Origin of the sequence: Dongia soli (genome assembly GCF_034044715.1) — a bacterium.
GTDB lineage: Bacteria > Pseudomonadota > Alphaproteobacteria > Dongiales > Dongiaceae > Dongia_B > Dongia_B soli.
Window position 1 is genome coordinate 265,139 of record NZ_JAXCLW010000003.1, and the last position, 21,000, is coordinate 286,138.

A 21,000-nucleotide genomic window follows, 5' to 3' on the forward strand; every position below is an offset into this window, starting at 1 on the left:
ATTATGGCTGCCGCAACCGCCATTTTGACGGGACGGCCGATCGACTAGCTGATCAGGACTGCAATGCGCCCGCTTGACGACCGCGACCGCCAGATTCTCGATTTGTTGCGGCGAGATGCGCGCCTGCCACTGAAAACCCTGGCAGCCAGGATCGGCCTCGCGCGCAGCACCTTGCGGGAAAGACTGGCGCGGCTGGAAGCCGATGGCGTCATACGCGGCTATCGCATCGACATTGCGCCAGAGGCGAGTGGCAGCGTCGCTGCGTATTTGCTGGCCCGGCTGAAGCGGACGCCGGCACTCGATTTCATCGAGGCTCTACGCAAGATGCCGCAAGTGCGGGATTGCGCCTCGGTCGCCGGCGACATTGATCTGATCATCCAGCTTCACGCCGAAACCATCGAGCGCCTGAATGCCGTGCGCGATGAAATCGCTCGCCATCCGGCCGTTGCGGATCTGACAACCTCAATCGTGCTGCGCCGGGATATCGGCGGCTAAGCCCGATATCTCTGGTTAAGCCACCCGCACACCATCGTCGTGATAGGTATCGAGCATCAGCATGGTGACGGTGCGGTCGATGCCGTCGACATGCCAGAGCGCACAGATCAGGGTTTCCAGGTCTTTCGACGTGCCCGTTCGGACCTTCAGCATCATGCTCGCCTCCCCGGCCAGACTGTGACATTCTTCGATTTCGGGAAAATCACCGAGATCCTGAAACACTTCTTCGCAGGTGCGCCGCTTCAAATAGACCAGGATATAAGCTCCAAGACCGAAGCCGGTGGCCGCCGGGCTCACATCGACCGTATATCGGCGAATGGCACCGGACTTACGCAGCCGCTTGACCCGTTCAAAAACAGCCGGCGCCGAGAGATTGAGCTGTTGCCCCAGTTCCGCGTATTTCGCGGCCGCGTTCCGCTTCAACAGGCTTAACAGCTTTCTGTCGACAGGATCGAGCTCGGTCATTTCGCCTCCACACGGCTGAATGCCATTCGATTTATATCATTCCGCCATTATAGCATTTGCCTTATTCCCATTCGAGCCTTCATAATTTCAGCCGAATTCTATTCGGAGAAACCCGCGTGGCCGACACTGCCTTCAACGCCAATCCGCCGTTGCGCTGGTCGACCACCTGGGGCTTGACAGCGGGGGTCTGCGCTGTCGGCTCGGAAGCCCTCCTGCTCTCGCCGGTCCTGGCCGATATCGGCCGGGATTTCGCCCTCCGCCCCGCGCAAACGGGTTTCGCCGTGACCATCTATGGCATCGCCTTGGCCGCCGTCGCGCCTTTTGCCGGGCTGATCAGCGATCGGCTGTCGCGCAAGCGGGCCTTGCGCCTCGGCCTCATCATCTTCAGCTGTGCCGGCTTCGTCGCTGCCTTCGCCAGCAGCTTTGAGATCCTGCTCGTTGCGCGCGCACTTTGCGCCGTCGGTGCCGCATTGTTTCTGCCGTCGAGCTATGCCTATGTCGGCGATGAAGTGCCGTTTGACCGGCGCGCCCAGGTTATGGGCCGGGTGATGTTCGGCTGGTCGATCTCCATGGTTCTTGGCGTTCCGCTCGGCGGCCTTCTCAGCGAGATTGTTGGCTGGCGGGGCGCCTTGGCGGCGCTGGCACTGCTGGGTCTTTTGGTTTTGGCAATGCTGTGGCGTTTGCCGTCGCGCCATCGCCCGAATACCGAGCCGGGCGCCTTGAAGAGGTTGGCAGGCAATCTCTGGCGACTGATTTGCCAGGGCAAGATCCTGCTGCTGCTGACTGTCAACTTCCTCAACATGTTCAGCTTCTATGGCGTCTACACCTATCTCGGCACCGATCTGCGCGGCGCACTGCAGACCGGCGGAGGCGGTGCTGCCTTATATGCCGGCTTCTACGGGCTGGGTTTCGGGATCTCGAGTATCAACGGCCGGCTGGCCGACCGGCTCGGCAAGCCGCGGACATTGATCATCGCTCTGCTTTGCCTCGCGGTCGTGTTGTCCAGCTTGCCGGTCGCGGCGCATGGTGCCATCACTTTGGCCATTGCCATGTGTATCTGGGGTATCTTCCAAGGCGGCGTCATGGTCAGCCTGCCCAGCATTGTGACGGAACAATCCGCCGAATTGCGCGGCTCCGTTACCGCATTGCTGAGCTGCACCACTTATATCGGAGTCACCGTCGGTTCATCGGCGATGGGTCTGGTTTTCGAGGGTGCCGGCTATCAATTCGTCGGCCTGTTCTGCGGCGCGGCGTCCCTGCTGGCGGCGCTATTGTTTGTGATGCGCCGCCGGATTGCCGATCTCTAAAAGCGCAAGAGCCGGCGGTCATTGCCGGCTCTTGCTGCTCCCAGGCGCCGATAAGACGATCGATCAATCCAGGTCAAAGCCGACGGAAGTCGGCTTGCCGTCGTCATACTTGGACAGCCATTCCACTACCGTATCGCGATAGCGGGTCAGGCCCTTGTAATCGGCCAGTTCCGGCGGCAGCGATTTCAGCACGCGATGGAAACGGCGCCCCCATTTCGGCTCGGTGACCAGCTCGTCCATCTTAATCATATAGCACCGGATCGGGAAAACGATCGCATTGGAACGCGGCAGACGCCAAAGCGATTGCAGTTCGACGCGCAGATGGACCTTGTCGCCGACATTTTCCGGCGTCACCTCGGTCCGGTCTTTGCCCCATTTGTGATAATTCTCGGGGCTGGTATCGAGCCGCGGATTGATGGTCATGGTCCAGTTCAAGCGCCGCACCGGATGGCCATGCTGCAGATTGAGCAGAAATTTCAGCGCGCGTTCAAAAACGCCCATCTGATGGGCCAGCGGCACCGGCCCATGCCATTCCATGAAATTCATACCGATGTCGAAATCCAGCGACCAATCGGCCTGGGTGGTCACCATGCCAGCATCCATCCAGAGATTATTGTCGCGCTGATCCATGATCGCGAAATCGCCCTGAGTCTGGCGGGTGATGTATTCCATCGGCTCATAGGGAAGCGTGCTGACATCGCCGAAGGTGAAGGTATCGTCGATGCCGAGCGGGCGATTGATCCAATGCCACTTGTCGCCCTGCTTATCGAGGCTGAAGAGCTCCGGATAGCTCTTCGACTTGCTCTCCATGATCAGTTCAAGCAGGTCCCATTGTGCCGTCATCATATGCGGCAGGGCCTGGCAGCGCAGCGGATCTTCCTTCAACACCAGCGCCCGGTCACGCATCTCGGAGACGTAATGTTCGTCGACATCGAAAAGGTGCTCATAGACCGAGCCCTTTGCCCCCGGCACATGGGGTTCGATATTGACCGAGTACATGTACTTGTCTTCGGGGAACGGGAACGGAAAGCGCTTGATCGCCTGCGGACTGTTTTTGAACGTAAAACTGTCGCGGAACGTTTCGTCCTTGAACTGAATACCCATCTTACCCTCCCGTGCCGTCGGCCCCTCAGGTCCCGTCCGGCTTCACATAGAGATGCGTTATCCGAGCGCGCTTCTTTGCGGCGCGCTTGCGATGGCGTCATTAAAGATCGAGCACGATCTCACGCCCGTTGAGGCGTGACACGCAGATCATGATCTTCTTGCCGGACTCGCGCTCGTCCTTGCTGAGGTAGTGATCGTTATGCTCGATCTCTCCATCGGCACTGCAGACAACCGTCTCACATTGCCCGCAAGCACCGCCACGGCAGAGGAAGTTCGCATCGACATTCGCGGCTTCCAAAGCTTCCAGAATGCTCTGATGTTCGCCGACCATGACGTCGCGCTGCGATTTCTTCAGCTTGACGATGAAAGGCTTGCCGGATGGCGGTGCGAGGAATTCTTCCGAATGGACATTTTCATCCGGCCAGCCCGCCTCGCGGGCTTTCTTTTTCACCGCCTCGATCATCGGCGCAGGGCCGCAAACATAGAGATGCGTGCCCAGAGGCTGATGTTCCAGAAGATTATCGAAGTCGATCATCTGGCCTTCAGCCTGACAATAGGTCATTACCCGGTTGCGGCCATAACGCTCTTCAAGCTCGCGCCAATAGGCGCCGTGAGTGCGACTGCGGAAACCGTAATGCAGCTCGAACTTGCCATGCCGCGCGGCCAGGGCATCCATCATCGCCATGAAGGGCGTGATGCCGATACCACCGGCGATGAAGATGTGCTTGCGGCCACCGGCGCTGATGGGGAACAGATTGACCGGATTGCTGATGGTCAGGATGTCGCCTTCCTTGACCTGATCATGCATGAAATGCGATCCGCCGCGCGAAGCCTCGGTGCGGAGCACGCTGATCTCGAAGCAGCTTGAATCATCCGGCGACGACATCAGGGAATAGGGATTGCGATAGGTGACGGTGTTTCCCGCCGCATCCCTGCCCTTCATTGTCACGACGACATGCGATCCACCAGAGAATCGTGGCAGGACTGCGTCCGAACCATCGACCGGAACGAAGCGAAAGCATTTGACGGCGTCCGCCACCTTTTTGATCGATGTCACGACGACTTGCATACCCGTATTCTTGCTCATCTGAACGCTTCCTCGACCGGTGGAACCTCGCCAGGCACCTCGGCATCGATGCAAACACCCTGGAATGCCGCGATGCGCCGGGAATAATGATCGCGGACCAGCAATGTCAGCCCGCAATGGCTGCATGTCGCCGGGTTGGTCGTGACATTTTCCGTAATGCCCTTGCAGTGCACGCAGGAGACACGCCGCGCCAAGGATCCGCGATGTTCGGTGCGGATGGAGAGGAAGTTGATGCCGGCATCGGTACCGACCTTCATCACCTGCCCGATAAAGCCTTCGGTGCCGGCGGCGTAAAGCCGCAGACCCATATGCGCCGTCGACAGGATGACACCCAGCCGAGTGAGCATTGTCGATATCGTCGGCGCTTCCCAATAATCGGCGTTCAAAGCACGAAGGGCGGCCGCGTGATTGCTGCCGCCCTTTACATGCAGGATTTCCAGGCGCGATAAGAACCCGGGGTCCTTCGTTTCCGCCTTTTCCAGCAGCGCCAAAGCCCCTTCGCCCTCAAGGGCAACCAGATGCCGTCGCGCGTGCGGATCAATATGCAAGCCCGTATATTCGGGCCGGCTTTTGATACCCGAAACCAGCATAATCCTTGATCCCGTTAGGGCCGTGACGCTCTTGCGAGCATCACGGCTTCAACATTTTCCTTGAACTTAACCGACAGCCGTCCGCTTCTTCTTTTCCGGATCGTCGAAAGTGATGGTATGCGCAATCGCATTTGCCTTGACGTTCTTGCCGCGGACTTCCAGCTTCACGCCTTGCTTGGCATAGGGCGTATCGAGACGGGCGATCGCCATCGATTTCTTCGTGAGCTTGGAATAAGACGGGCAGGTGATGACACCGACCTTCTTGCCGTCGGCCCAAACTTCATCACCGGCATCTGTCATCTTATCCGCATCGATCAGCATGCCGAAGATCTTGAAGCGCTCCTTTCCCTTCAAGCGATAATGTTCCTCTGCACCACGGAAGCCGGTCTTGCCGGGGCTGACGGTGAAGTCGAGGCCGAGTTCCCAAAGCGAATCGCCCGGGCCTTCGTTCGCGAAGGGATACATCTGCGAATTGTCGTAGGGATAGAACAGCAGATAGCTTTCGACGCGCAGCAGGTCGAGCACGCTGAAGCAGACCGGGATGATGCCCATGCTCTTGCCTTCTGCGAGAATGGTATCCCAGACCAACGGCGCATCCTGGCCGCGCACGAAGATTTCATAGCCGCGCTCGCCGGTATAGCCGGTGCGGGAAATCATCACCGGCGCGCCGAACAGCGAGGTCTGCATGTGATGGAAGTAACGAAGGTCGCGAATGCCCGGCACATGCTTCGCCAGGAAGTCGACCGCCACCGGACCCTGCAGGGAAAGATCGTGCAGGTCATCATCGAACAGCACGGCACAATTACGGCCCTGCGCCTGCTTCACCACTTCCTCATGTCCGGAACCCGAACCATGGACCAGCATCCAGGAATTTGGGCCGGTGCGGTAGACGATGCAGTCATCGGTGAAATGGCCGCGCTCATTGAGCATGCAGGCATAAACCGACTTCCCGGGATAGAGCTTGGAAACATCACGGGTGGTGATGTAATCCAATACGGCGATCGCATGCGGACCGACCAGATGAACCTTTTTAAGACCAGAAACATCCATTAGACCAGCTTTGGTCCGCACAGCAGCGTGCTGGTCCAGAATATCGGAATCATAGGTCCAGGCTGTTCCCATGCCGCTCCAATCCTCGAGCTGCGAGCCCAAGGCGCGGTGACGATCTGCGAGCACGGAAAAGCGCCAACTCTTCGGCATTTAATTCCTCCAGAACTTTCCTTTTACGAATTATTATTTCCCGCAGGTTAACCCCGATTTGTGAAATTGCAACCGGATTCCTGCGGGATATTTTTTATTTACCAGCGTTTTATAGCCCGGCGCGCAAGCAGCGGCGATTGTAGCGCCGCCCTGCGGCAGGTCGAGCTCTCAACTACCGGCGGTTTTTGTTATCGCAGCGACCAAATTCAATATCGAGCGGGTCGGCATCGGTCAATCATGCGCTTGAAAGATTGAGAAATAATTGCGGCCAACAAAACCAAAGATGGCCCAATTAAGGAATCTGCCGCACCATTAGCATTATTGGTCTTCACATGGCCTCTACGAGCGGGGAGCTAGATGTGCGGCAGTTTTTATCCAGGGGCGGGAAAGCGCTGATCCTCTAGCGTGGTGATCAGGTGACGCCACGCTTGAGGATCACAACTTCATTCGACGGTCACGCTCTTGGCTAGATTGCGCGGTTGATCGACATCAGTCCCTTTCGCCACAGCTGCATGATAGGCCAGGAGCTGCACCGGCACGGCATAAAGGATCGGTGCTACAAAAGGATCGACCTTGGGCAATGTCACAGCCGCCATGGCGTCGCCGCCCAGCTTGGCGACACCCTCGGCATCGGAGAAAAACACGACACGTCCGCCGCGGGCGCGCACTTCCTGCAGATTGGAGGCGGTCTTGTCGAAGAGGTCGTCATACGGCGCCACGACGATGACCGGGACCTCTTCATCGATCAAAGCGATCGGCCCATGCTTCATCTCGCCGGCGGCATAGCCCTCGGCGTGGATATAGGAGATCTCCTTCAACTTCAGCGCCCCTTCCAAAGCGATCGGATAGGATGTCCCACGGCCCAGGAACAGGACGTCGCGTGCCTCCGCCACCTTGAGGGCGATTTCCTTCAATCGCTGATCGTGATTGAGAACTTCCGAGACCCGCGCCGGCACTTCGATCAACGCGCCGGAAAGCTCGCCCTCTCGCTTGGCATCGATGGCGCCGCGGGCCCGCGCCGCTGCGATTGCCAGCGTGGCAAGCACGACGAGCTGTGTGGTGAAGGCCTTGGTCGAGGCAACGCCGATCTCCGGCCCGGCCAGGGTCTGAAGGACGACATCTGCCTCCCGCGCGATTGTGCTTTCGGGAACGTTGACGACGGCAATGATCTTGTTGCCCTCGCTTTTGGCATAGCGCAATGCGGCGAGCGTATCGGCTGTCTCGCCCGATTGCGAAATGACCAGGGTCGCGCCGTCCGGCGGCAACGGCGCGGTGCGATAGCGGAACTCCGATGCGACATCGATTTCCACCGGCAGCCGCGCGATCTGCTCGAACCAGTATTTGGCGACGAAGCCGGCGAGATAGGCGGTACCACAGGCGACGATGGTCAGCCGACTGAGCTTTGCGAAATCGAATGGCATTGCCGGCAACTCGATCCGGCGTTCCAGCGGATTCAAGAAAACCTGCAACGTATCGCCGATCACCGCCGGCTGCTCGGCAATTTCCTTCATCATGAAATGGCGATAATTGCCCTTGCCGATCAGGGCGCCCGACAACGCCGTCTGCTTGACTTCGCGATTGACCAGGCGATCCTGGTTATAGATCGTCGCGCCTTCCGGCGTGATGACGGCCCAGTCGTCTTCCATCAGATAGCAGATGCGGCTGGTGAAGGGCGCCAGTGCCATCGCGTCGGAACCGAGATACATCTCGCCATTGCCATAGCCGATCGCCAGAGGCGAACCCCGCCGCGCACCGATCATCAGGTCCGGCCGCCCGGCAAACAGGATGGCCAGCGAGAACGCACCCTGCAGACGGGTCATCGCCATCGACATCGCTTCTTCCGGCGTCTTGCCGTGATCGAGATAATGCGTCAGCAGATGGGCCACGGTCTCCGTATCGGTCTCGGTGACGAAGACATGACCGGCCGCGCGGAGCTCGTCACGCAGTTCCTGGAAATTCTCGATGATGCCGTTATGGACCACGGCGACCTTCTCGGTGGCATGCGGATGGGCGTTCACCTCATTGGGACGGCCATGGGTTGCCCAACGGGTATGGCCAATACCGGTTGTGCCGCTCAGCGGTTCAGAAGATAAAAGCTTTTCCAGGTTACCGAGCTTGCCTTCCGCGCGACGACGATCGATCCGGCCGTCCACAAGTGTGGCAATGCCGGCGGAATCATAGCCGCGATATTCCAGACGCTTCAAACCATCAAATAAAAGCGAGGCGACCGGCGATTTGCCGAGAATTCCGATGATGCCGCACATGTTGTTCTAGCTCTCCTGTTGTCGCATCAAGAGCCCCCATACTCAACGTATCCTGCCGTCAGTCTTTGGCTTTACGCGCGGCCTTTTCTGCCGCCTTGGCCTTACGAAACTGTACGGCCCAATCCGGCTTATCGACCTGCGCGCCACGCGCCACAGCCAAGGCATCTGCGGCAACGTCGCGCGTGATGACGCTGCCGGCGCCCACGATGGCGCCGTCGCCAATCTTGACGGGCGCCACCAGAGAGGAATTGGAGCCAATGAAAGCACCTTTCCCAATCAGTGTCTTCTCTTTCAGGAAGCCGTCATAATTACAGGTGATCGTCCCGGCTCCCACGTTACTCTTTGCGCCAACCTCGGCATCACCCAGATAGGTGAGGTGATTGGCCTTGGCGCCGGCGCCCAGTTTCGTGTTCTTGGTTTCGACGAAATTGCCGACATGCGCATCCTCGCCGATCTCGCTCCCGGGCCGCAGGCGCGCGAAAGGACCAATTACCGCGCCCTGGGCAATGCATGTCCCTTCGATGTGACAGAAAGCACGAATCTCGACATTGTCGGCAATGCTGACCCCGGGACCGAAAACCACGCTGGGTCCGATCACCACATCGCGGCCGAGTTTCGTATCGCTGCTGAAATAGACCGTCTCTGGATCCTGCAGCGTCACTCCCTCGCTCATCGCTGCATGGCGCCGGGCGTGTTGATAGAGTTTCTCGGCGGCGGCAAGATCGGCGCGGCTGTTGACGCCCAGCAATTCCTCTGCCGGCGCTTCGACACAGGCGCAGCGCCGGCCGGCCTGCCGGGCCAGCGCAACGATATCGGTCAAATAATATTCGCCCTTGGCATTGTCATTGCCGATGCGCTCGACCAGCGACCAGATGACAGCGGCATCGATCGCCATCACGCCTGAATTGCACAGGCCGACGGCCAGTTCCGCCGCAATGGCATCCTTATGCTCGACGATCTTCGCAACGCTGCCATCGGCCTCGATGATGATGCGGCCATAGCCGGTCGGATCGGCAGGACGCATGCCGAGAACAACCACTGCCGGCTTATCCGTTTCCTGGCGGCGCTCCACCATTTTCCGCAATGTCGCGGTCGAGACGAAAGGCGAATCCCCGAATAGGACGAGGATCGTTTCGGCCCCCGTATCGGCAAGAGCCTGACGCGCGGATTTCGCAGCATGACCGGTGCCCAAGGCTTCGGTCTGATAGGCGATATTATGCGGCGCCACCTCGCAGGCCACGTCATCCATTCCCGGTGCGATCACCGCCGTCACCGAAATTGGCGCCAGCGGCGTCAGGTTATCGAGAACATGGCCGATCATTGTGCGATTGGCGATGCGGTGCATGACCTTGGGAAGGCGCGATTTCATACGGGTGCCCTGGCCGGCAGCAAGGATGATGGCAGCGACGGACAACGATGAATTCTGCGGCATCGGATCGGCGGCTCCAGCGGGTGTCCCGCAAAAGTCATTGAGATAAAGCGGAAAATGCCATATCCCCGGCTTGGCTCCAAGCACCGAATGGACAAGAACGGTCAGGTCACAGATATGCCTCAGAAACGCCACACCTTAGTCTTTGACCTGGATGGAACTCTGGTCGACAGCGCGCCCGATATCGCCGCCGCCGTCAACCAAATGCTGGCGGAACTGGGTGCCGCGCCGGTGGAGTTATCCAGGATCAAGCAAATGATCGGAGATGGCACCCCCAAGCTGATGGAGCGGGTCTTGGCGGCCGCGAGCCTGACCATAACCGTGGCCGACATCATGCCGCGTTTCATGGTCTTTTATGACCGCTACGCGACACGGCAGGTCACCCTTTATCCGGGCGTGGCAGAGACATTGCGCCGGTTGAAAGCGGCAAGTTGCCGGCTGGGTGTTTGCACCAACAAGCCGACCAAGGCTACCCATGCCGTTCTCGCAGCCGGCGGCATCGATGAGGTGTTTGAAGCCGTGATTGGCGGTGATGCGCTGCCACAGCGCAAGCCCCAGCCGGAACCGCTGTGGGCCACCATCAAGCAATTGGGCGGCACGACCGAAACCTCGGTCATGATCGGCGACAGCGCCGTCGATTTCGCTTGCGCTCAAGCGGCCGGCATACCGGCGCTGATTCTGCCTTCTGGTTATGGCATGGCCGAGGTGGCGGCAACGCCGGGCTTCACCCGCTTTGCCGATCTGCCGGATGTGTTGCGACAACTTGATACATAGAGAAGCGGCGCTTCGACAGCGCCGCTATTGGATCGCCACCAGATCGAGGACCATTTCACCAAAGGCATTGGTCGCCGACATACGGACGGGAACGGCCGGAAAGCCTTTCAAAGCCGGAGCCAACCAAAGCCGCGCCTTTTGCGGATAGAGCTGCGATTGAACGGCCGCCTGCTGGAACCCGCCGACAAGTTTGGGGACAGCGCTGCATTCGGTAGCGGGTCCCTGATAGACGGAACGCTGCATTTTATTGACCGTGGCGCCGCCCGTTTTCTCGACCATGATGTCGTACCGCCTGACACCATCGAAAACCGCATAGGCGCCGCCGCAATCCTGGCGCTGGCTGAAAGCGGCCACAAGCGCCACCACCGCGCTGGCGGGATCCATCGTGCCATTGGCATAGCCTTCGCGCACCGCCTGTCGCGCCTGCTGGCTCATCGGAGTGGCACTGATGGTCACCTGTCCGCCGGCGCCATAAGCTAGGCTGATGGTTTCGCGGCGCTGCCAGATCGTCGCTTCGGAGTGGAACTGCTGGGGCACCGGTTTGGCCTTCACCATGCCGCCTTGAGCTTTCATCTCCTGCCGGTAGGGATAGAGCGCAGCGAAATTGCCGCTGGTCGCCATGACGGCATCAACCTGGTAAGTCCCCGAGCCGGCCGCTGCGCCAACGGCGCCCGCCGCGACGGGGACGTCCACCGTGACTGTGAGATCGATAACCGGAAAGCCCGCTAGATAGCCCACATAGGTCAGGATCGTCGGCTTGGCGAAAGCGCTCGCCGGCAGGGCAGCCATCCCGGCGACGATCATGAACAGGGACAGCCGTTTTCCCAGGAAGCTGGCCGCTCGCCGCCCCAGACCTTCACCCCATTGTTTCGCCATGCACTTCTCCTGGACGATGGCCAATGCCTTGATTGGCAAGACTTTCAAATCTCCACGATGCGCGCCTTTGTCAAGTCAGGAGGATGTGAAACGCTTTTCGCCGGCTGCGGCGCCGGACGATGCCGCCAGCGGTTGACAGCCGCGCCGCTCCCCGCTAAAGAACCGCCGCATGCGCTGCTCGCCATACGGCGATCGCGGCCATTGATGACCCGGGTGCGTAGCTCAGCGGGAGAGCACTACCTTCACACGGTAGGGGTCACAGGTTCAATCCCTGTCGCACCCACCATCTGATTCTCCATATATTACAGAAGGTTAAAGCACGACGTAGGTCTGAGCGGCGGCAGTCTGTCTCGACGAGGTCCCTTGCAAAGGTGGGTGCCTATTGTCCGAGAGTGGGCATGTCCGCAACCATCGCCCGGCCGTAAGCCGGATAGTCGGTGTAACCGCACGCGTCGCCACCATAGAAGGTCGATCGGTTGTAAGCGTTCAGCGGCAGGCGGCGGCGCAGCCTTTCGGGTAAGTCCGGATTGGCGATGAAGCTGCGGCCGAAAGCGACGAGATCAGCATGACCGGCCGCCACGATGGCTTCTGCCGAATCCCGGTCGAATCCACCCGCTGCGATCAGAGTGCGGGAGAATTTCGGCCGCAAGTGAACGGCTGGACCGGCTCCTGGCCTTCGGCGATCAATTCGATGCCTTTGATGCGCGGTTCGATGACGTGGAGATAGCCGATCCCGCGGCGATCGAGCTGTTCGACTACATAACCGAATGTCATCGCCGGATTGCTGTCCGACATCGAGCCGTAAGTGTCGCTCGGCGCGAGGCGGACGCCGACACGATCCGCGCCCTAAAACGGAAACCGCCGCATCCGCGACCTCCAGCATGAAGCGCGCGCGGTTCTCGATGGGTCCGCCATAATCATCGGTGCGCCATGTATCTCAACACCATCGAAACCCGCGCGCAAAGCGCGTTCGGCGCTGGCCTTGAATTCCTCGACAATGCCTGGAATTTCGTGCCGCTCCAGCGCACGCGGCACGGAGAATTCCAGGGTCTTTGAGCGTGAAACTCGGCGCTTTGTCGCCGACACCGAGCGCCCGTTCGGCGGCCCCGGAGGCAATGAGCTCCCCGGTCGTACGATGCATCGTCTCGATCACCGAGCGCGGCACGCTATAAGGCGGCTCGCCGGCCTCGAAATCGGCTTTGAAGGCGTCGAGCTTGGCTTGCAATGACATTTGCAGTTCCTCCTTGAATCGCGAGATATGTTTCCGCTGAAACATGCGCCTTACGTTACGGCGCACGACCGGAGGGGGTAGCCGGGCGGTTCGACTAGGAGAAATTCCCCACAGGAATATCGGTGGGGTGGGCTGCGCTGCGATTCTTATGTCACGCCGAATAGAAGAACGGCCGCGCGATCCGAAGATCACGCGGCCGTATCGCCACGTCCTGCTCGAGATGTCTCAGGTTGTGGTCAATCATGGGCCTCAGAAATTGAACGACGTACCGAGGCCGATACCGAAGGAATCGTAGCCATGGGCCTCTTCGTCCTCCGAATCGGCATGTGCCCAGGCATATTGCAACGTGCCATCAATCGCGATACCCGGGCCCAGATCATAATTGGTCGTGAGAGCAACGGTATTGATCCGGCGATCGACGTTGGGGGCAATGAATTCAAAATCGCTATAGCTGTACTGCAAGCCGAAGGTCCAGGCATCGAGCTTGTAGGCCATGCCGGCGCCCGCAACCCAGCCATTCTGATCGGCAGCGATGCCGTCGCCATAATATTGGCCGGCGGCGCCGACCGAGAATGACCCGAATGTCAGGTTCAACGCGGTCTGATAGAAGTCGCCCTTATTGTGGCTTGGACTGTTGCCTCCGCTGCTCAAAGCCCAGGAACCACCCCCACCCCAGGAGAGCGACCAATTGTCGAAATCCTTGTTATAGGTGGCATAGACATCGACGACATTGCGCTGTTCGCCATCGACCGAATGCGGCATGCCGCTGTGGAAATCGGTCACCTCGCCGGATTCGTGGCCGCCATTGGGCGACCAGGAGACGCCGAGCTGGAAGCCGCTGAAATTCGGCGTCATATAAACGATCTTCTGACTGCGTTCTTGGCCGCGAAAGCTATCGACCCCTTCGCAGATACCGGCGGAAAAGCCGCTGAAGGCATTGTTGATGACCTGGTCTTGTGAGAAGGCGCCGAAATTGGCGGTGCCGCCTACCGGCGTCACGCACATCGTTTCCAAAGCGCCGGTTTGCGAACCGATGCGGAGTTCACCCAAGCCGCCGGAGAAATAAGCATAAGCAGCGTCGATCTGGTCGTTGCTTTGCTCTGCTTCCAATTCGACCCGGACGCCGACCGTCACGCCGTTATCCAGTGTCGTCTCGCCCAAGAAATAAATTTCACTATCGTTAAAAACGCCGTAGTCATAACGGCCGTGACCTAGATCGCCTTTACCGTCATCGTCAAAATTGGCCAGAACGGCGGTTTGAAAAAAACCACCAAGCGACAGCTTGATGCCATCGGCCGCGAAAGCTGGGCTGGCCGCAAGACCGACACCCAACAAGGCCGAGGTACCCAACAAAGCCTTTTTCATTCAAATCCCCAATATTGACGATGTCGATGTTTGGGGAACATCGGAAGCATCGCCGTTGATGTTGAAGTCTGGACGGACTCCCCGCGCTTTGTTGCGCTTTGCTGTCCATATGTCTAAGATTTAGTTTATCTGATTTGATACCTAAATGATATGGCCGACCTTCGTCATCTACGTTACTTTCTCGCCGTCGCAGAGGAATTGAATTTTACCCGCGCGGCGGAGCGCTTGCGAATCGCACAACCTCCTCTCAGCCGGCAGATCCGCGACCTGGAAGACGATATCGGCGCATCTCTTTTCGATCGCAGCACACATCCTCTCAAACTGACCGAAGCAGGCCAGTTCCTGCGAGAGGAAGCTCGCGAAATACTGGTCGCCTTCGATCGCGCATTGGATGGCGCCGGCCGGATCGGCGTGCGCAACGCTGGATGGATTGGGATCGGCTTCCTTGGATCGGCAATGTACGGTTTTTTACCGAAGATCCTTTGTCGCTTTCGCCAGCAACACCCGAAAATTGAAATCAACCTGACGGAGATGAGCGCCGACCAGCAAGTGACCGCCTTGCGGGACCGGCGCATTCACATCGGCTTTCTGCGCCCCCGCATCGAGACGGATGAATTCGAGCAGGAGGTGGTGCAGTTCGACACCCTGGCGATCGCGCTGCAAAGCACTCATCCGCTGGCCAAGGCGACGTCGGTCACCTTCGATCTGCTGGGGCATGAACCGTTTGTCGCTTATGGTGGACATTTGCAGCCGAACTTCTGCGATTATCTGCGCCGGCTGTGTAAGGATGCCGGTATCAAGTTGCAAATCGCGATGGAAGTGGATCAGCCAGAAACTGCGCTTGGCGCCGTTGCCGCGGGATTTGGCATCAGCCTCGTGCCCCTTTCCCTCGCCGGCCAGGGACGCGAAGGCGTGGTGGTTAAACCGATCAGCGACCGCCCGCCCTCTCATCCGCTGCTGGCTTTGTATCGCCGAAACGAATCCTCGTCTGCCTTCCATGACTTCCTGGAGATCGTGCGGACGAAGGATTGCGCATCACGGTCATAACATTCCGCTTTATCTGCGTTATCATCCAGATCGGTCAATAAAAGGAAGGTCGGGATGACACGTTCGGAAAAGGTCGAATTTCGGGGCGCACAAGGCGATCTGCTGGCAGGGCGGCTCGACCGGCCGGTTGGGCCAGCAAAAGCGGTGGGACTTTTTGCACACTGCTTCACCTGTTCGAAGGACGTGTTCGCCGCCCAGCGCATCAGCACCGCCTTGGCCGAAATGGGGATTGCCGTGTTGCGTTTCGATTTCACCGGGCTCGGCAACAGCCAGGGTGATTTCGCCAATACGAATTTCTCGTCAAATGTCGAGGATCTGGTCGCGGCGGCGGATTTCCTGCGCAATGAATTGCAGGCGCCAGGACTTCTTATCGGACATAGCCTGGGTGGCGCGGCCGTGCTGCAGGCGGCGCTGCGTATTCCCGAGTGTCTTGGTGTCGCGACCGTCAATGCTCCCTTCGAGCCCGCACATGTCCGCCATCTTTTTGCAGATGCGATTCCAGATATCGAATCAGACGGTGCCTCGACCGTCAGTCTCGCCGGCCGCAGCTTCACCATCAAACGCGAATTTCTCCATGACCTCCTCACTCATCGACCAACCGACACCTTGCGCGATTTGCGGCGCGCTTTGCTGATTTTTCATTCGACCGCCGATCAGATTGTCGGCCTCGACAATGCACGGTCGATCTTTGAGGCAGCGCGCCATCCCAAGACCTTCATCGCGATCGATGGCGCCGATCACTTCCTTTCCAAGCGGCCGGATGCGATTTATGTCGCCGGCATGATCGCTGCCTGGGCTCAGCGCTATCTCGCAACAGAGGGGCCGCAGATTAAGGCACCTATCGCCGCGCCCGGCACCGTCGTCGTCACCGGCGCCGGGGAAGGCAAGTTCCCGCAGTTAATCTCAGCTCACGGGCATCTCCTGCGCGCCGATGAGCCGGTGGAGGTTGGCGGCACAGATAGCGGCCCCGGCCCTTACGATCTCCTTCTGGCCAGCCTCGGCGCCTGTACCGCCATGACCTTGCGCCTCTATGCGAAACAGAAGAACTGGCCGCTGGAAAATGTCGAGGTCACCCTGCGCCACAGCAAGATCCACGCGCTCGACTGCGCCGAATGCGAAAAGTCAGAGCAAAAGATCGATCTCATCGAACGCAAGCTTCGTCTCGAAGGGGCGCTGGATGAGGCGCAGCGGAGCCGCCTGCTGGAGATCGCCGATAAATGCCCCGTGCATCGCACCCTGACCTCCGATATACGGATCGAAACCAGCATCGATCCCGCGGAGGCTTAAGGCCCAGGCGGCGAGGGATCCGAGAGCATCGAGCAGAGGATGGCAACAAAGAAGCTTTTGATCGTCGCCCATATTCCCTCCGACAATACCCGGCGGTTGCGAGAAGCTGTGGTTGAAGGCGCATCGTTTCCCGACATTACCGATGTCGAACTGCGCGCGCTTATCCCGTTCGACGCCGAGCCACTGGATGTCAAATGGGCGGACGCCGTTATTCTGGGAACGACGGAAAACCTCGGCTATATGAGCGGTGCCCTGAAAGACTTCTTCGACCGTGTCTATTATCCTTGTCTCGACGATACCCAAGGCAAGCCCTATGCCCTCTATATCCGCGCCGGTCATGACGGCACGGGAACGCGTCGTGGTGTCGAAACAATTGTGACCGGATTGCGGTGGCGCGCCGTCCAGCCGCCGCTCATTTGTCGGGGTCCCTGGCAGGAAGAATTCGTTGATCAATGCCGCGAGCTCGGCATGACCATGGCTGCCAGCCTCGAAGCCGGCGTTATCTAGGAACCCACCCTATACCACTCTATGGTAAAAAATTTGTGCCCTGTCCAAGATTTCCCCTTGTTAGAGAATTTCCTGGAGCCTGCTAGAATAACGCTCATAAACCGAGGTATCTGGACCGCTGGGCGAGGTTTCATCATGTTGTGGCGACGTGGCAGGCGCAGTGACAATGTCGAAGACCGGCGTGGTGCAGGCGGTTTCGGCGGATTTGGTGGCGGCTTCGGCGGCCCGCGGCGCGGCGTTGGAATCGGCGGCGGATTGGGCCTGATCGTTATTGTGGTGTTGGCACTGCTGTTCGGCGTCGATCCGACCGCCTTGCTACAAGGTCTCAACGGTACGGGTGGCTACGAGACCGAAGACAATCAGCAACCAGGCGAGACGGGCAACAACGTAACCACAACCGACGAGAAGAAAGAATTCGTCTCGCACATTCTGGGCGACACCGAAGACACCTGGCACGCGCTCTTCCAGCAGCTCGGGAGGACTTACCAGGATCCTCCCCTGGTCCTATTCTCCGGCGCAATTCAATCGGCCTGCGGCTTTGTCCAGGCTGCCATGGGCCCGTTTTACTGCCCCGCAGATTCCAAGGTTTATATCGACCTTTCCTTTTACGACGAGTTGCAGCGCCGGTTCCACGCGCCCGGCGATTTCGCGCAGGCTTATGTGATCGCTCATGAGGTCGGGCATCACGTGCAGCATTTGCTCGGCATCACCGATCAGGTCGATCGTCAACGCAGCCGTCTGTCCAAAGCGGACGCTAATGCACTCTCGGTCCGCATCGAGTTGCAGGCGGATTGTTTCGCCGGCGTCTGGGCGCATCACGCCGACAGCGAGCGGAACCTGCTGGAGGAAGGCGATGTCGAGGAAGCCCTGAATGCGGCAGCCGCCATTGGTGACGACCGGTTACAGGAACAATCTCAAGGCTATGTCGTCCCCGACAGCTTCACCCATGGCAGTTCCGAACAACGGGTGAAATGGTTCAAGACGGGGTGGAAAAGTGGCGATCCCGCGGTTTGCGATACGAGCGGCACGCTCGAGTAGATGGGGCTTTCCACGCCGCACTCGCGTTTCTTTGAAAAGGCGGTTTTACGTAACGCGCTTTAAACCAAGCGTTTTTGCCCGAGTCACAGATCATTGAAGAGCGGAACCCACTGTAACGGGAACCCTGGCTACCTGCTCATGTTTCTATGCCAGATTCGGGAATATCTCCCTGATCTAACGTCTTTCGATTTGACTCTGACGGCGTGCGGCCGCGGACGCGACCGCGTGGGAGGTGAAATGAGATATGCTCTATTATGGCTCTTGGGGATTCCGATCCCCGTCCTGCTGCTTATCTGGCTGTTCTTCCGTTGATCGCATCAAGGCCTGTGATGCTGATGCCGCTTTATGCGGACTTTCGATGTGTCGATCGTGCGGCAGCCGCGACCGCCCGGGGCTCAGCATCGCCCTGAGTTAACCTTTCGTTTGGCCTGATCGAGCCAGTTTTGACGTCCCCCCAAAAGGTGTGACGCCAACGTCGTGACGCCTTGAAAAGGAGCTTCTCATGCTTGGTACAATTCTCCTGGTTATCCTCATCCTGCTGCTGATTGGCGCAGTGCCGGCTTGGCCTTACAGCCGCTCATGGGGTTACATGCCGAGCGGCATCGTTGTTCTGCTGCTCGTGATTCTGATCTTTGCGCTTTCCACCGGTCACATCTGACCCGAGTTTGTGCGGCATCGACACAAGTACGCAGGCTGCCGCCTCCGCTATTTCATGGCCGAGGCGGCAGCTCGCAATTCCGCCTTTCGCCGCCATCGCTCGATATAGAGATTGCTGACACCGCTGGCACCAATGAGGACGGCACCGAGGAAAACTCCATTATTCGGCACCTCGCCCCAGACCAGATATCCGAGCCCGAAAGCCCATACGAGGGATGAATATTCCATCGGCGCGATGGCCGAGGCGGGTGCCAGGCGAAAGCTTTTGAAAAGCAAATATTGCGCGATGCCTCCGAGGCTGCCGACACCGGCGATCAACAGCCATTGAAATGGCGTCATTGCTTGCCAGAAAATGAGCGTCGGCACAAAGCAGCCAATCAAGAAAATCCCATTGGACATGAACATCTGCATCAACACGTTTTCGGTCAGACCCGCTTTGCGCAGCAGGATGTTCGAAAAACTCCACAAGACTGCAGCGCCGAGCGTGAGCCAAACCGACAGAGAGAAACCGACGCTGCCCGGCTCACAGGCAATACTGACGCCGATAAAGCCCAAAGCCAAAGCGGACCAGCGACCGATCCCCACGGTTTCTTTCAACATGAAGATCGAGAGTACGGTGATGATGATGGGCGCCGCATAATAAATGGTGACAAGCTGGCCGTAAGGCAGTGTCTTCGACGCGGTGTAGTAACAGAGCCAAGCGCCAAGAATGAAAAGGCCGCGCAGAATCAGGCTCCACTTGCTGGGTGCTCGAATGCTGTCGACGACGACCCGCGGACCTGCCAAGAACAGGCATCCCAGCAGGATGATCGCGCTGCGCGCCGATAGCACTTGCCAGATGGGGATATTGGCTTTCACCAATAGCCGTACCAGGACATCCTGAATGGTAAAAATGAGATATGCCGAGGCCGCGAGCAATAGGCCCCGGGTGGCATTCGGATGTGGCGTGGCGGACATGTGGCGCGGGACTCCCCTGACGCCTTATCTATGAATATAGTCTGATACAAAGTCCATCATAGCCGCGCCGCCTTTGTTGCATAAGGGGCCTGCGCGTGCCGGATGGCAAGTGGCGAGGGCATCCTTTGTTCCCGCCTTCTGCTACGTTACCAATGTTGCGTCCAAAGCACGAAATAAGGAATCACTCGATGGATCTTGGAATCGCCGGCCGCAAAGCGATCATCTGCGCTTCGAGCAAGGGCCTCGGTAAAGGCTGCGCCATGGCTTTGGCGCAGGAAGGCGTCGAGGTCGTCTTGAATGCCCGCTCGAAAGCCGAGTTGGAAGCGACAGCAGCGGAGATCAAGGCAGCGACTAGCGTCAACGTGACAACGGTGATTGCCGATGTCACGACATCCGAAGGACGTGAGGCCATTCTGCGGGCTTGTCCCAATCCTGATATCCTGGTCAACAATGCGGGTGGCCCGCCGATGGGGGATTTTCGCGATTGGCAACGCGCCGACTGGATGCAGGCGTTAGATGCCAATATGCTGGCGCCGATCGAGTTGATCAAAGCCACGATCGACGGCATGACGAGCCGCCGTTTCGGCCGCATCGTGAACATCACCTCTTCGGCCGTGAAAGCGCCCATCCCCTCCTTGGGTCTCTCCAATGGTGCGCGCAGCGGCCTGACCGGATTTGTTGCTGGCCTGGCCCGGCAAGTGGCACGGCACAACGTCACCATCAACAATCTGCTGCCCGGATCCTTTGACACTGACCGGCTGAAATCCGGTGCTGTTACAACAGCGGGGGCAACGGGAAAGACCGTGGATCAAGTCTATGACGAATGGCGTGAAGGTGAGGCTTCGGGCCGCTTCGGTACGCCGGCCGAATTCGGCGCCGCTTGCGCATTCCTCTGCGCTGCGACCTCGGGTTATATAAACGGTCAGAATTTGCTGCTAGATGGCGGGACTTATCCCGGCACGTTCTAGCCACCGATTTATTCCGAATAGGAAGCGTTTGGAGAATGTCCGACAAAGAAAGCTCGGGCATTCTCCCCGCCCCCTCGAATTGTAGGCGATGAGTAGGCATCGACCCGAAAGCCGGCGCCCCCGTCACCACGTCCACCAGTCACCGTCCCAGGGCTGACCGCCGCGAGCCATAGCCTCTCGGCGCCGTTCCTTGGCCATGTGGAGTGAGGACTCATCGAAGATTAAATGTTCGATACCGAACATTTTTGAGGACGCGACCGCAGAGGACCGTTCGCAATCGAATATTTTTTCGTTAAATGGTTTCGATTGCGACAACCAAGCGCACATGTTAGCGTATTTTTCGCGCGATGCG

20 protein-coding genes, 1 tRNA gene and 1 pseudogene are annotated in these 21,000 nt (G+C 58.8%); 10 read left to right on the plus strand and 12 right to left on the minus strand.

Translation table 11 applies throughout. The annotated features are described in order from the left end of the window. Positions 1-63 precede the first annotated feature (63 nt). Positions 64-495 carry an Lrp/AsnC family transcriptional regulator gene (locus tag SMD27_RS13330; protein WP_320508895.1) on the plus strand — a complete coding sequence of 144 codons (432 nt, stop codon included), beginning with the start codon at positions 64-66 and terminating at the stop codon, positions 493-495. A gap of 15 nt (positions 496-510) precedes the next feature. Here the strand turns inward: SMD27_RS13330 and SMD27_RS13335 are convergent, their stop codons facing one another. After that, positions 511-960, minus strand: coding sequence for an Lrp/AsnC family transcriptional regulator (locus tag SMD27_RS13335; RefSeq protein WP_320508896.1), 450 nt, complete (start codon positions 958-960; stop codon positions 511-513). Positions 961-1,076: 116 nt separating this feature from the next. Between SMD27_RS13335 and SMD27_RS13340 the strand changes: the two genes are divergently transcribed. After that, on the plus strand, positions 1,077-2,267 hold the full coding sequence (locus tag SMD27_RS13340; RefSeq protein ID WP_320508897.1) for an MFS transporter: 1,191 nt from the start codon (positions 1,077-1,079) through the stop codon (positions 2,265-2,267). Positions 2,268-2,330: 63 nt separating this feature from the next. Here SMD27_RS13340 and SMD27_RS13345 read toward each other — a convergent pair whose 3' ends face one another. From SMD27_RS13345 to glmU, 6 genes are all read right to left on the minus strand, one after another. After that, the gene (locus SMD27_RS13345) at positions 2,331-3,371 is read right to left on the minus strand and encodes a heme-dependent oxidative N-demethylase family protein (protein WP_320508898.1); all 1,041 of its coding nucleotides are present in this window, start codon (positions 3,369-3,371) and stop codon (positions 2,331-2,333) included. 100 nt (positions 3,372-3,471) lie between these two features. Continuing rightward, entirely contained in the window at positions 3,472-4,458 is a 987-nt protein-coding gene (locus SMD27_RS13350) for a PDR/VanB family oxidoreductase (protein ID WP_320508899.1), read from the minus strand. Continuing rightward, positions 4,455-5,048: a dimethylamine monooxygenase subunit DmmA family protein gene (locus tag SMD27_RS13355; protein ID WP_320508900.1), complete on the minus strand. Its 594-nt coding sequence runs from the start codon at positions 5,046-5,048 to the stop codon at positions 4,455-4,457. The genes SMD27_RS13350 and SMD27_RS13355 overlap by 4 nt, the downstream gene beginning before the upstream one ends. 66 nt (positions 5,049-5,114) lie before the next feature. Continuing rightward, a complete protein-coding gene (locus tag SMD27_RS13360; RefSeq protein WP_320508901.1) occupies positions 5,115-6,248 on the minus strand; it encodes an aminomethyltransferase family protein in 1,134 nt (377 codons plus the stop codon). 443 nt (positions 6,249-6,691) lie between these two features. Beyond that, positions 6,692-8,512 (minus strand): glutamine--fructose-6-phosphate transaminase (isomerizing), encoded by a 1,821-nt coding sequence (glmS, locus tag SMD27_RS13365; RefSeq protein ID WP_320508902.1) that lies wholly within the window; start codon positions 8,510-8,512, stop codon positions 6,692-6,694. Between the two features lie 58 nt (positions 8,513-8,570). Beyond that, entirely contained in the window at positions 8,571-9,944 is a 1,374-nt protein-coding gene (gene glmU / locus SMD27_RS13370) for a bifunctional UDP-N-acetylglucosamine diphosphorylase/glucosamine-1-phosphate N-acetyltransferase GlmU (protein ID WP_320508903.1), read from the minus strand. Positions 9,945-10,058: 114 nt separating this feature from the next. Between glmU and gph the strand changes: the two genes are divergently transcribed. Beyond that, positions 10,059-10,715 carry a phosphoglycolate phosphatase gene (gene gph / locus SMD27_RS13375; protein WP_320508904.1) on the plus strand — a complete coding sequence of 219 codons (657 nt, stop codon included), beginning with the start codon at positions 10,059-10,061 and terminating at the stop codon, positions 10,713-10,715. 24 nt (positions 10,716-10,739) lie between these two features. On the opposite strand, the gene SMD27_RS13380 is transcribed toward gph, so the two are convergent. Continuing rightward, positions 10,740-11,591: a DUF3108 domain-containing protein gene (locus tag SMD27_RS13380; protein ID WP_320508905.1), complete on the minus strand. Its 852-nt coding sequence runs from the start codon at positions 11,589-11,591 to the stop codon at positions 10,740-10,742. Positions 11,592-11,802: 211 nt separating this feature from the next. Between SMD27_RS13380 and SMD27_RS13385 the strand changes: the two genes are divergently transcribed. Beyond that, a tRNA-Val gene (locus SMD27_RS13385) sits at positions 11,803-11,877 on the plus strand. A 93-nt stretch (positions 11,878-11,970) separates the two neighbouring features. Here the strand turns inward: SMD27_RS13385 and SMD27_RS13390 are convergent. From SMD27_RS13390 to SMD27_RS13400, 3 genes and pseudogenes are all read right to left on the minus strand, one after another. Further along, positions 11,971-12,626, minus strand: a pseudogene (locus tag SMD27_RS13390) (oxidoreductase). After that, positions 12,529-12,867, minus strand: coding sequence for a hypothetical protein (locus SMD27_RS13395; protein ID WP_320509191.1), 339 nt, complete (start codon positions 12,865-12,867; stop codon positions 12,529-12,531). Before SMD27_RS13395 ends, SMD27_RS13390 begins: the two are co-directional and overlap by 98 nt. 204 nt (positions 12,868-13,071) lie before the next feature. Next, positions 13,072-14,187 carry a porin gene (locus SMD27_RS13400; RefSeq protein WP_320508906.1) on the minus strand — a complete coding sequence of 372 codons (1,116 nt, stop codon included), beginning with the start codon at positions 14,185-14,187 and terminating at the stop codon, positions 13,072-13,074. A gap of 150 nt (positions 14,188-14,337) precedes the next feature. Here SMD27_RS13400 and SMD27_RS13405 point away from each other — a divergent pair, with 150 nt between their 5' ends. The 5 genes from SMD27_RS13405 (at position 14,338) to SMD27_RS13425 (ending at position 18,724) form a co-directional block, all read left to right on the plus strand. Further along, positions 14,338-15,234, plus strand: coding sequence for a LysR substrate-binding domain-containing protein (locus tag SMD27_RS13405; protein WP_320508907.1), 897 nt, complete (start codon positions 14,338-14,340; stop codon positions 15,232-15,234). Between the two features lie 54 nt (positions 15,235-15,288). After that, on the plus strand, positions 15,289-16,521 hold the full coding sequence (locus SMD27_RS13410) for a bifunctional alpha/beta hydrolase/OsmC family protein (protein ID WP_320508908.1): 1,233 nt from the start codon (positions 15,289-15,291) through the stop codon (positions 16,519-16,521). Between the two features lie 39 nt (positions 16,522-16,560). Continuing rightward, positions 16,561-17,028, plus strand: coding sequence for a flavodoxin family protein (locus tag SMD27_RS13415; RefSeq protein WP_320508909.1), 468 nt, complete (start codon positions 16,561-16,563; stop codon positions 17,026-17,028). 135 nt (positions 17,029-17,163) lie between these two features. Next, on the plus strand, positions 17,164-18,066 hold the full coding sequence (gene ypfJ / locus SMD27_RS13420) for a KPN_02809 family neutral zinc metallopeptidase (protein WP_320508910.1): 903 nt from the start codon (positions 17,164-17,166) through the stop codon (positions 18,064-18,066). 502 nt (positions 18,067-18,568) lie between these two features. Continuing rightward, on the plus strand, positions 18,569-18,724 hold the full coding sequence (locus tag SMD27_RS13425; protein WP_320508911.1) for a DUF3309 family protein: 156 nt from the start codon (positions 18,569-18,571) through the stop codon (positions 18,722-18,724). 47 nt (positions 18,725-18,771) lie between these two features. Here SMD27_RS13425 and SMD27_RS13430 read toward each other — a convergent pair whose 3' ends face one another. After that, positions 18,772-19,680 (minus strand): DMT family transporter, encoded by a 909-nt coding sequence (locus tag SMD27_RS13430; RefSeq protein WP_320508912.1) that lies wholly within the window; start codon positions 19,678-19,680, stop codon positions 18,772-18,774. A 188-nt stretch (positions 19,681-19,868) separates the two neighbouring features. Between SMD27_RS13430 and SMD27_RS13435 the strand changes: the two genes are divergently transcribed. After that, entirely contained in the window at positions 19,869-20,648 is a 780-nt protein-coding gene (locus SMD27_RS13435; protein ID WP_320508913.1) for an SDR family oxidoreductase, read from the plus strand. Positions 20,649-21,000: the final 352 nt, after the last annotated feature.

Excerpts from the sequence above, each read along its gene's own strand:
- SMD27_RS13330 (WP_320508895.1), top strand. The coding sequence starts at position 64 with ATGCGCCCGCTTGACGACCGCGACCGCCAGATTCTCGATTTGTTGCGG.
- SMD27_RS13335 (WP_320508896.1), bottom strand. The coding sequence starts at position 960 with ATGACCGAGCTCGATCCTGTCGACAGAAAGCTGTTAAGCCTGTTGAAG.
- SMD27_RS13345 (WP_320508898.1), bottom strand. The coding sequence starts at position 3,371 with ATGGGTATTCAGTTCAAGGACGAAACGTTCCGCGACAGTTTTACGTTC.
- SMD27_RS13350 (WP_320508899.1), bottom strand. The coding sequence starts at position 4,458 with ATGAGCAAGAATACGGGTATGCAAGTCGTCGTGACATCGATCAAAAAG.
- SMD27_RS13355 (WP_320508900.1), bottom strand. The coding sequence starts at position 5,048 with ATGCTGGTTTCGGGTATCAAAAGCCGGCCCGAATATACGGGCTTGCAT.
- SMD27_RS13360 (WP_320508901.1), bottom strand. The coding sequence starts at position 6,248 with ATGCCGAAGAGTTGGCGCTTTTCCGTGCTCGCAGATCGTCACCGCGCC.
- glmS (WP_320508902.1), bottom strand. The coding sequence starts at position 8,512 with ATGTGCGGCATCATCGGAATTCTCGGCAAATCGCCGGTCGCCTCGCTT.
- glmU (WP_320508903.1), bottom strand. The coding sequence starts at position 9,944 with ATGCCGCAGAATTCATCGTTGTCCGTCGCTGCCATCATCCTTGCTGCC.
- gph (WP_320508904.1), top strand. The coding sequence starts at position 10,059 with ATGCCTCAGAAACGCCACACCTTAGTCTTTGACCTGGATGGAACTCTG.
- SMD27_RS13380 (WP_320508905.1), bottom strand. The coding sequence starts at position 11,591 with ATGGCGAAACAATGGGGTGAAGGTCTGGGGCGGCGAGCGGCCAGCTTC.
- SMD27_RS13395 (WP_320509191.1), bottom strand. The coding sequence starts at position 12,867 with ATGTTTCAGCGGAAACATATCTCGCGATTCAAGGAGGAACTGCAAATG.
- SMD27_RS13400 (WP_320508906.1), bottom strand. The coding sequence starts at position 14,187 with ATGAAAAAGGCTTTGTTGGGTACCTCGGCCTTGTTGGGTGTCGGTCTT.
- SMD27_RS13405 (WP_320508907.1), top strand. The coding sequence starts at position 14,338 with ATGGCCGACCTTCGTCATCTACGTTACTTTCTCGCCGTCGCAGAGGAA.
- SMD27_RS13410 (WP_320508908.1), top strand. The coding sequence starts at position 15,289 with ATGACACGTTCGGAAAAGGTCGAATTTCGGGGCGCACAAGGCGATCTG.
- SMD27_RS13415 (WP_320508909.1), top strand. The coding sequence starts at position 16,561 with ATGGCAACAAAGAAGCTTTTGATCGTCGCCCATATTCCCTCCGACAAT.
- ypfJ (WP_320508910.1), top strand. The coding sequence starts at position 17,164 with ATGTTGTGGCGACGTGGCAGGCGCAGTGACAATGTCGAAGACCGGCGT.
- SMD27_RS13425 (WP_320508911.1), top strand. The coding sequence starts at position 18,569 with ATGCTTGGTACAATTCTCCTGGTTATCCTCATCCTGCTGCTGATTGGC.
- SMD27_RS13430 (WP_320508912.1), bottom strand. The coding sequence starts at position 19,680 with ATGTCCGCCACGCCACATCCGAATGCCACCCGGGGCCTATTGCTCGCG.
- SMD27_RS13435 (WP_320508913.1), top strand. The coding sequence starts at position 19,869 with ATGGATCTTGGAATCGCCGGCCGCAAAGCGATCATCTGCGCTTCGAGC.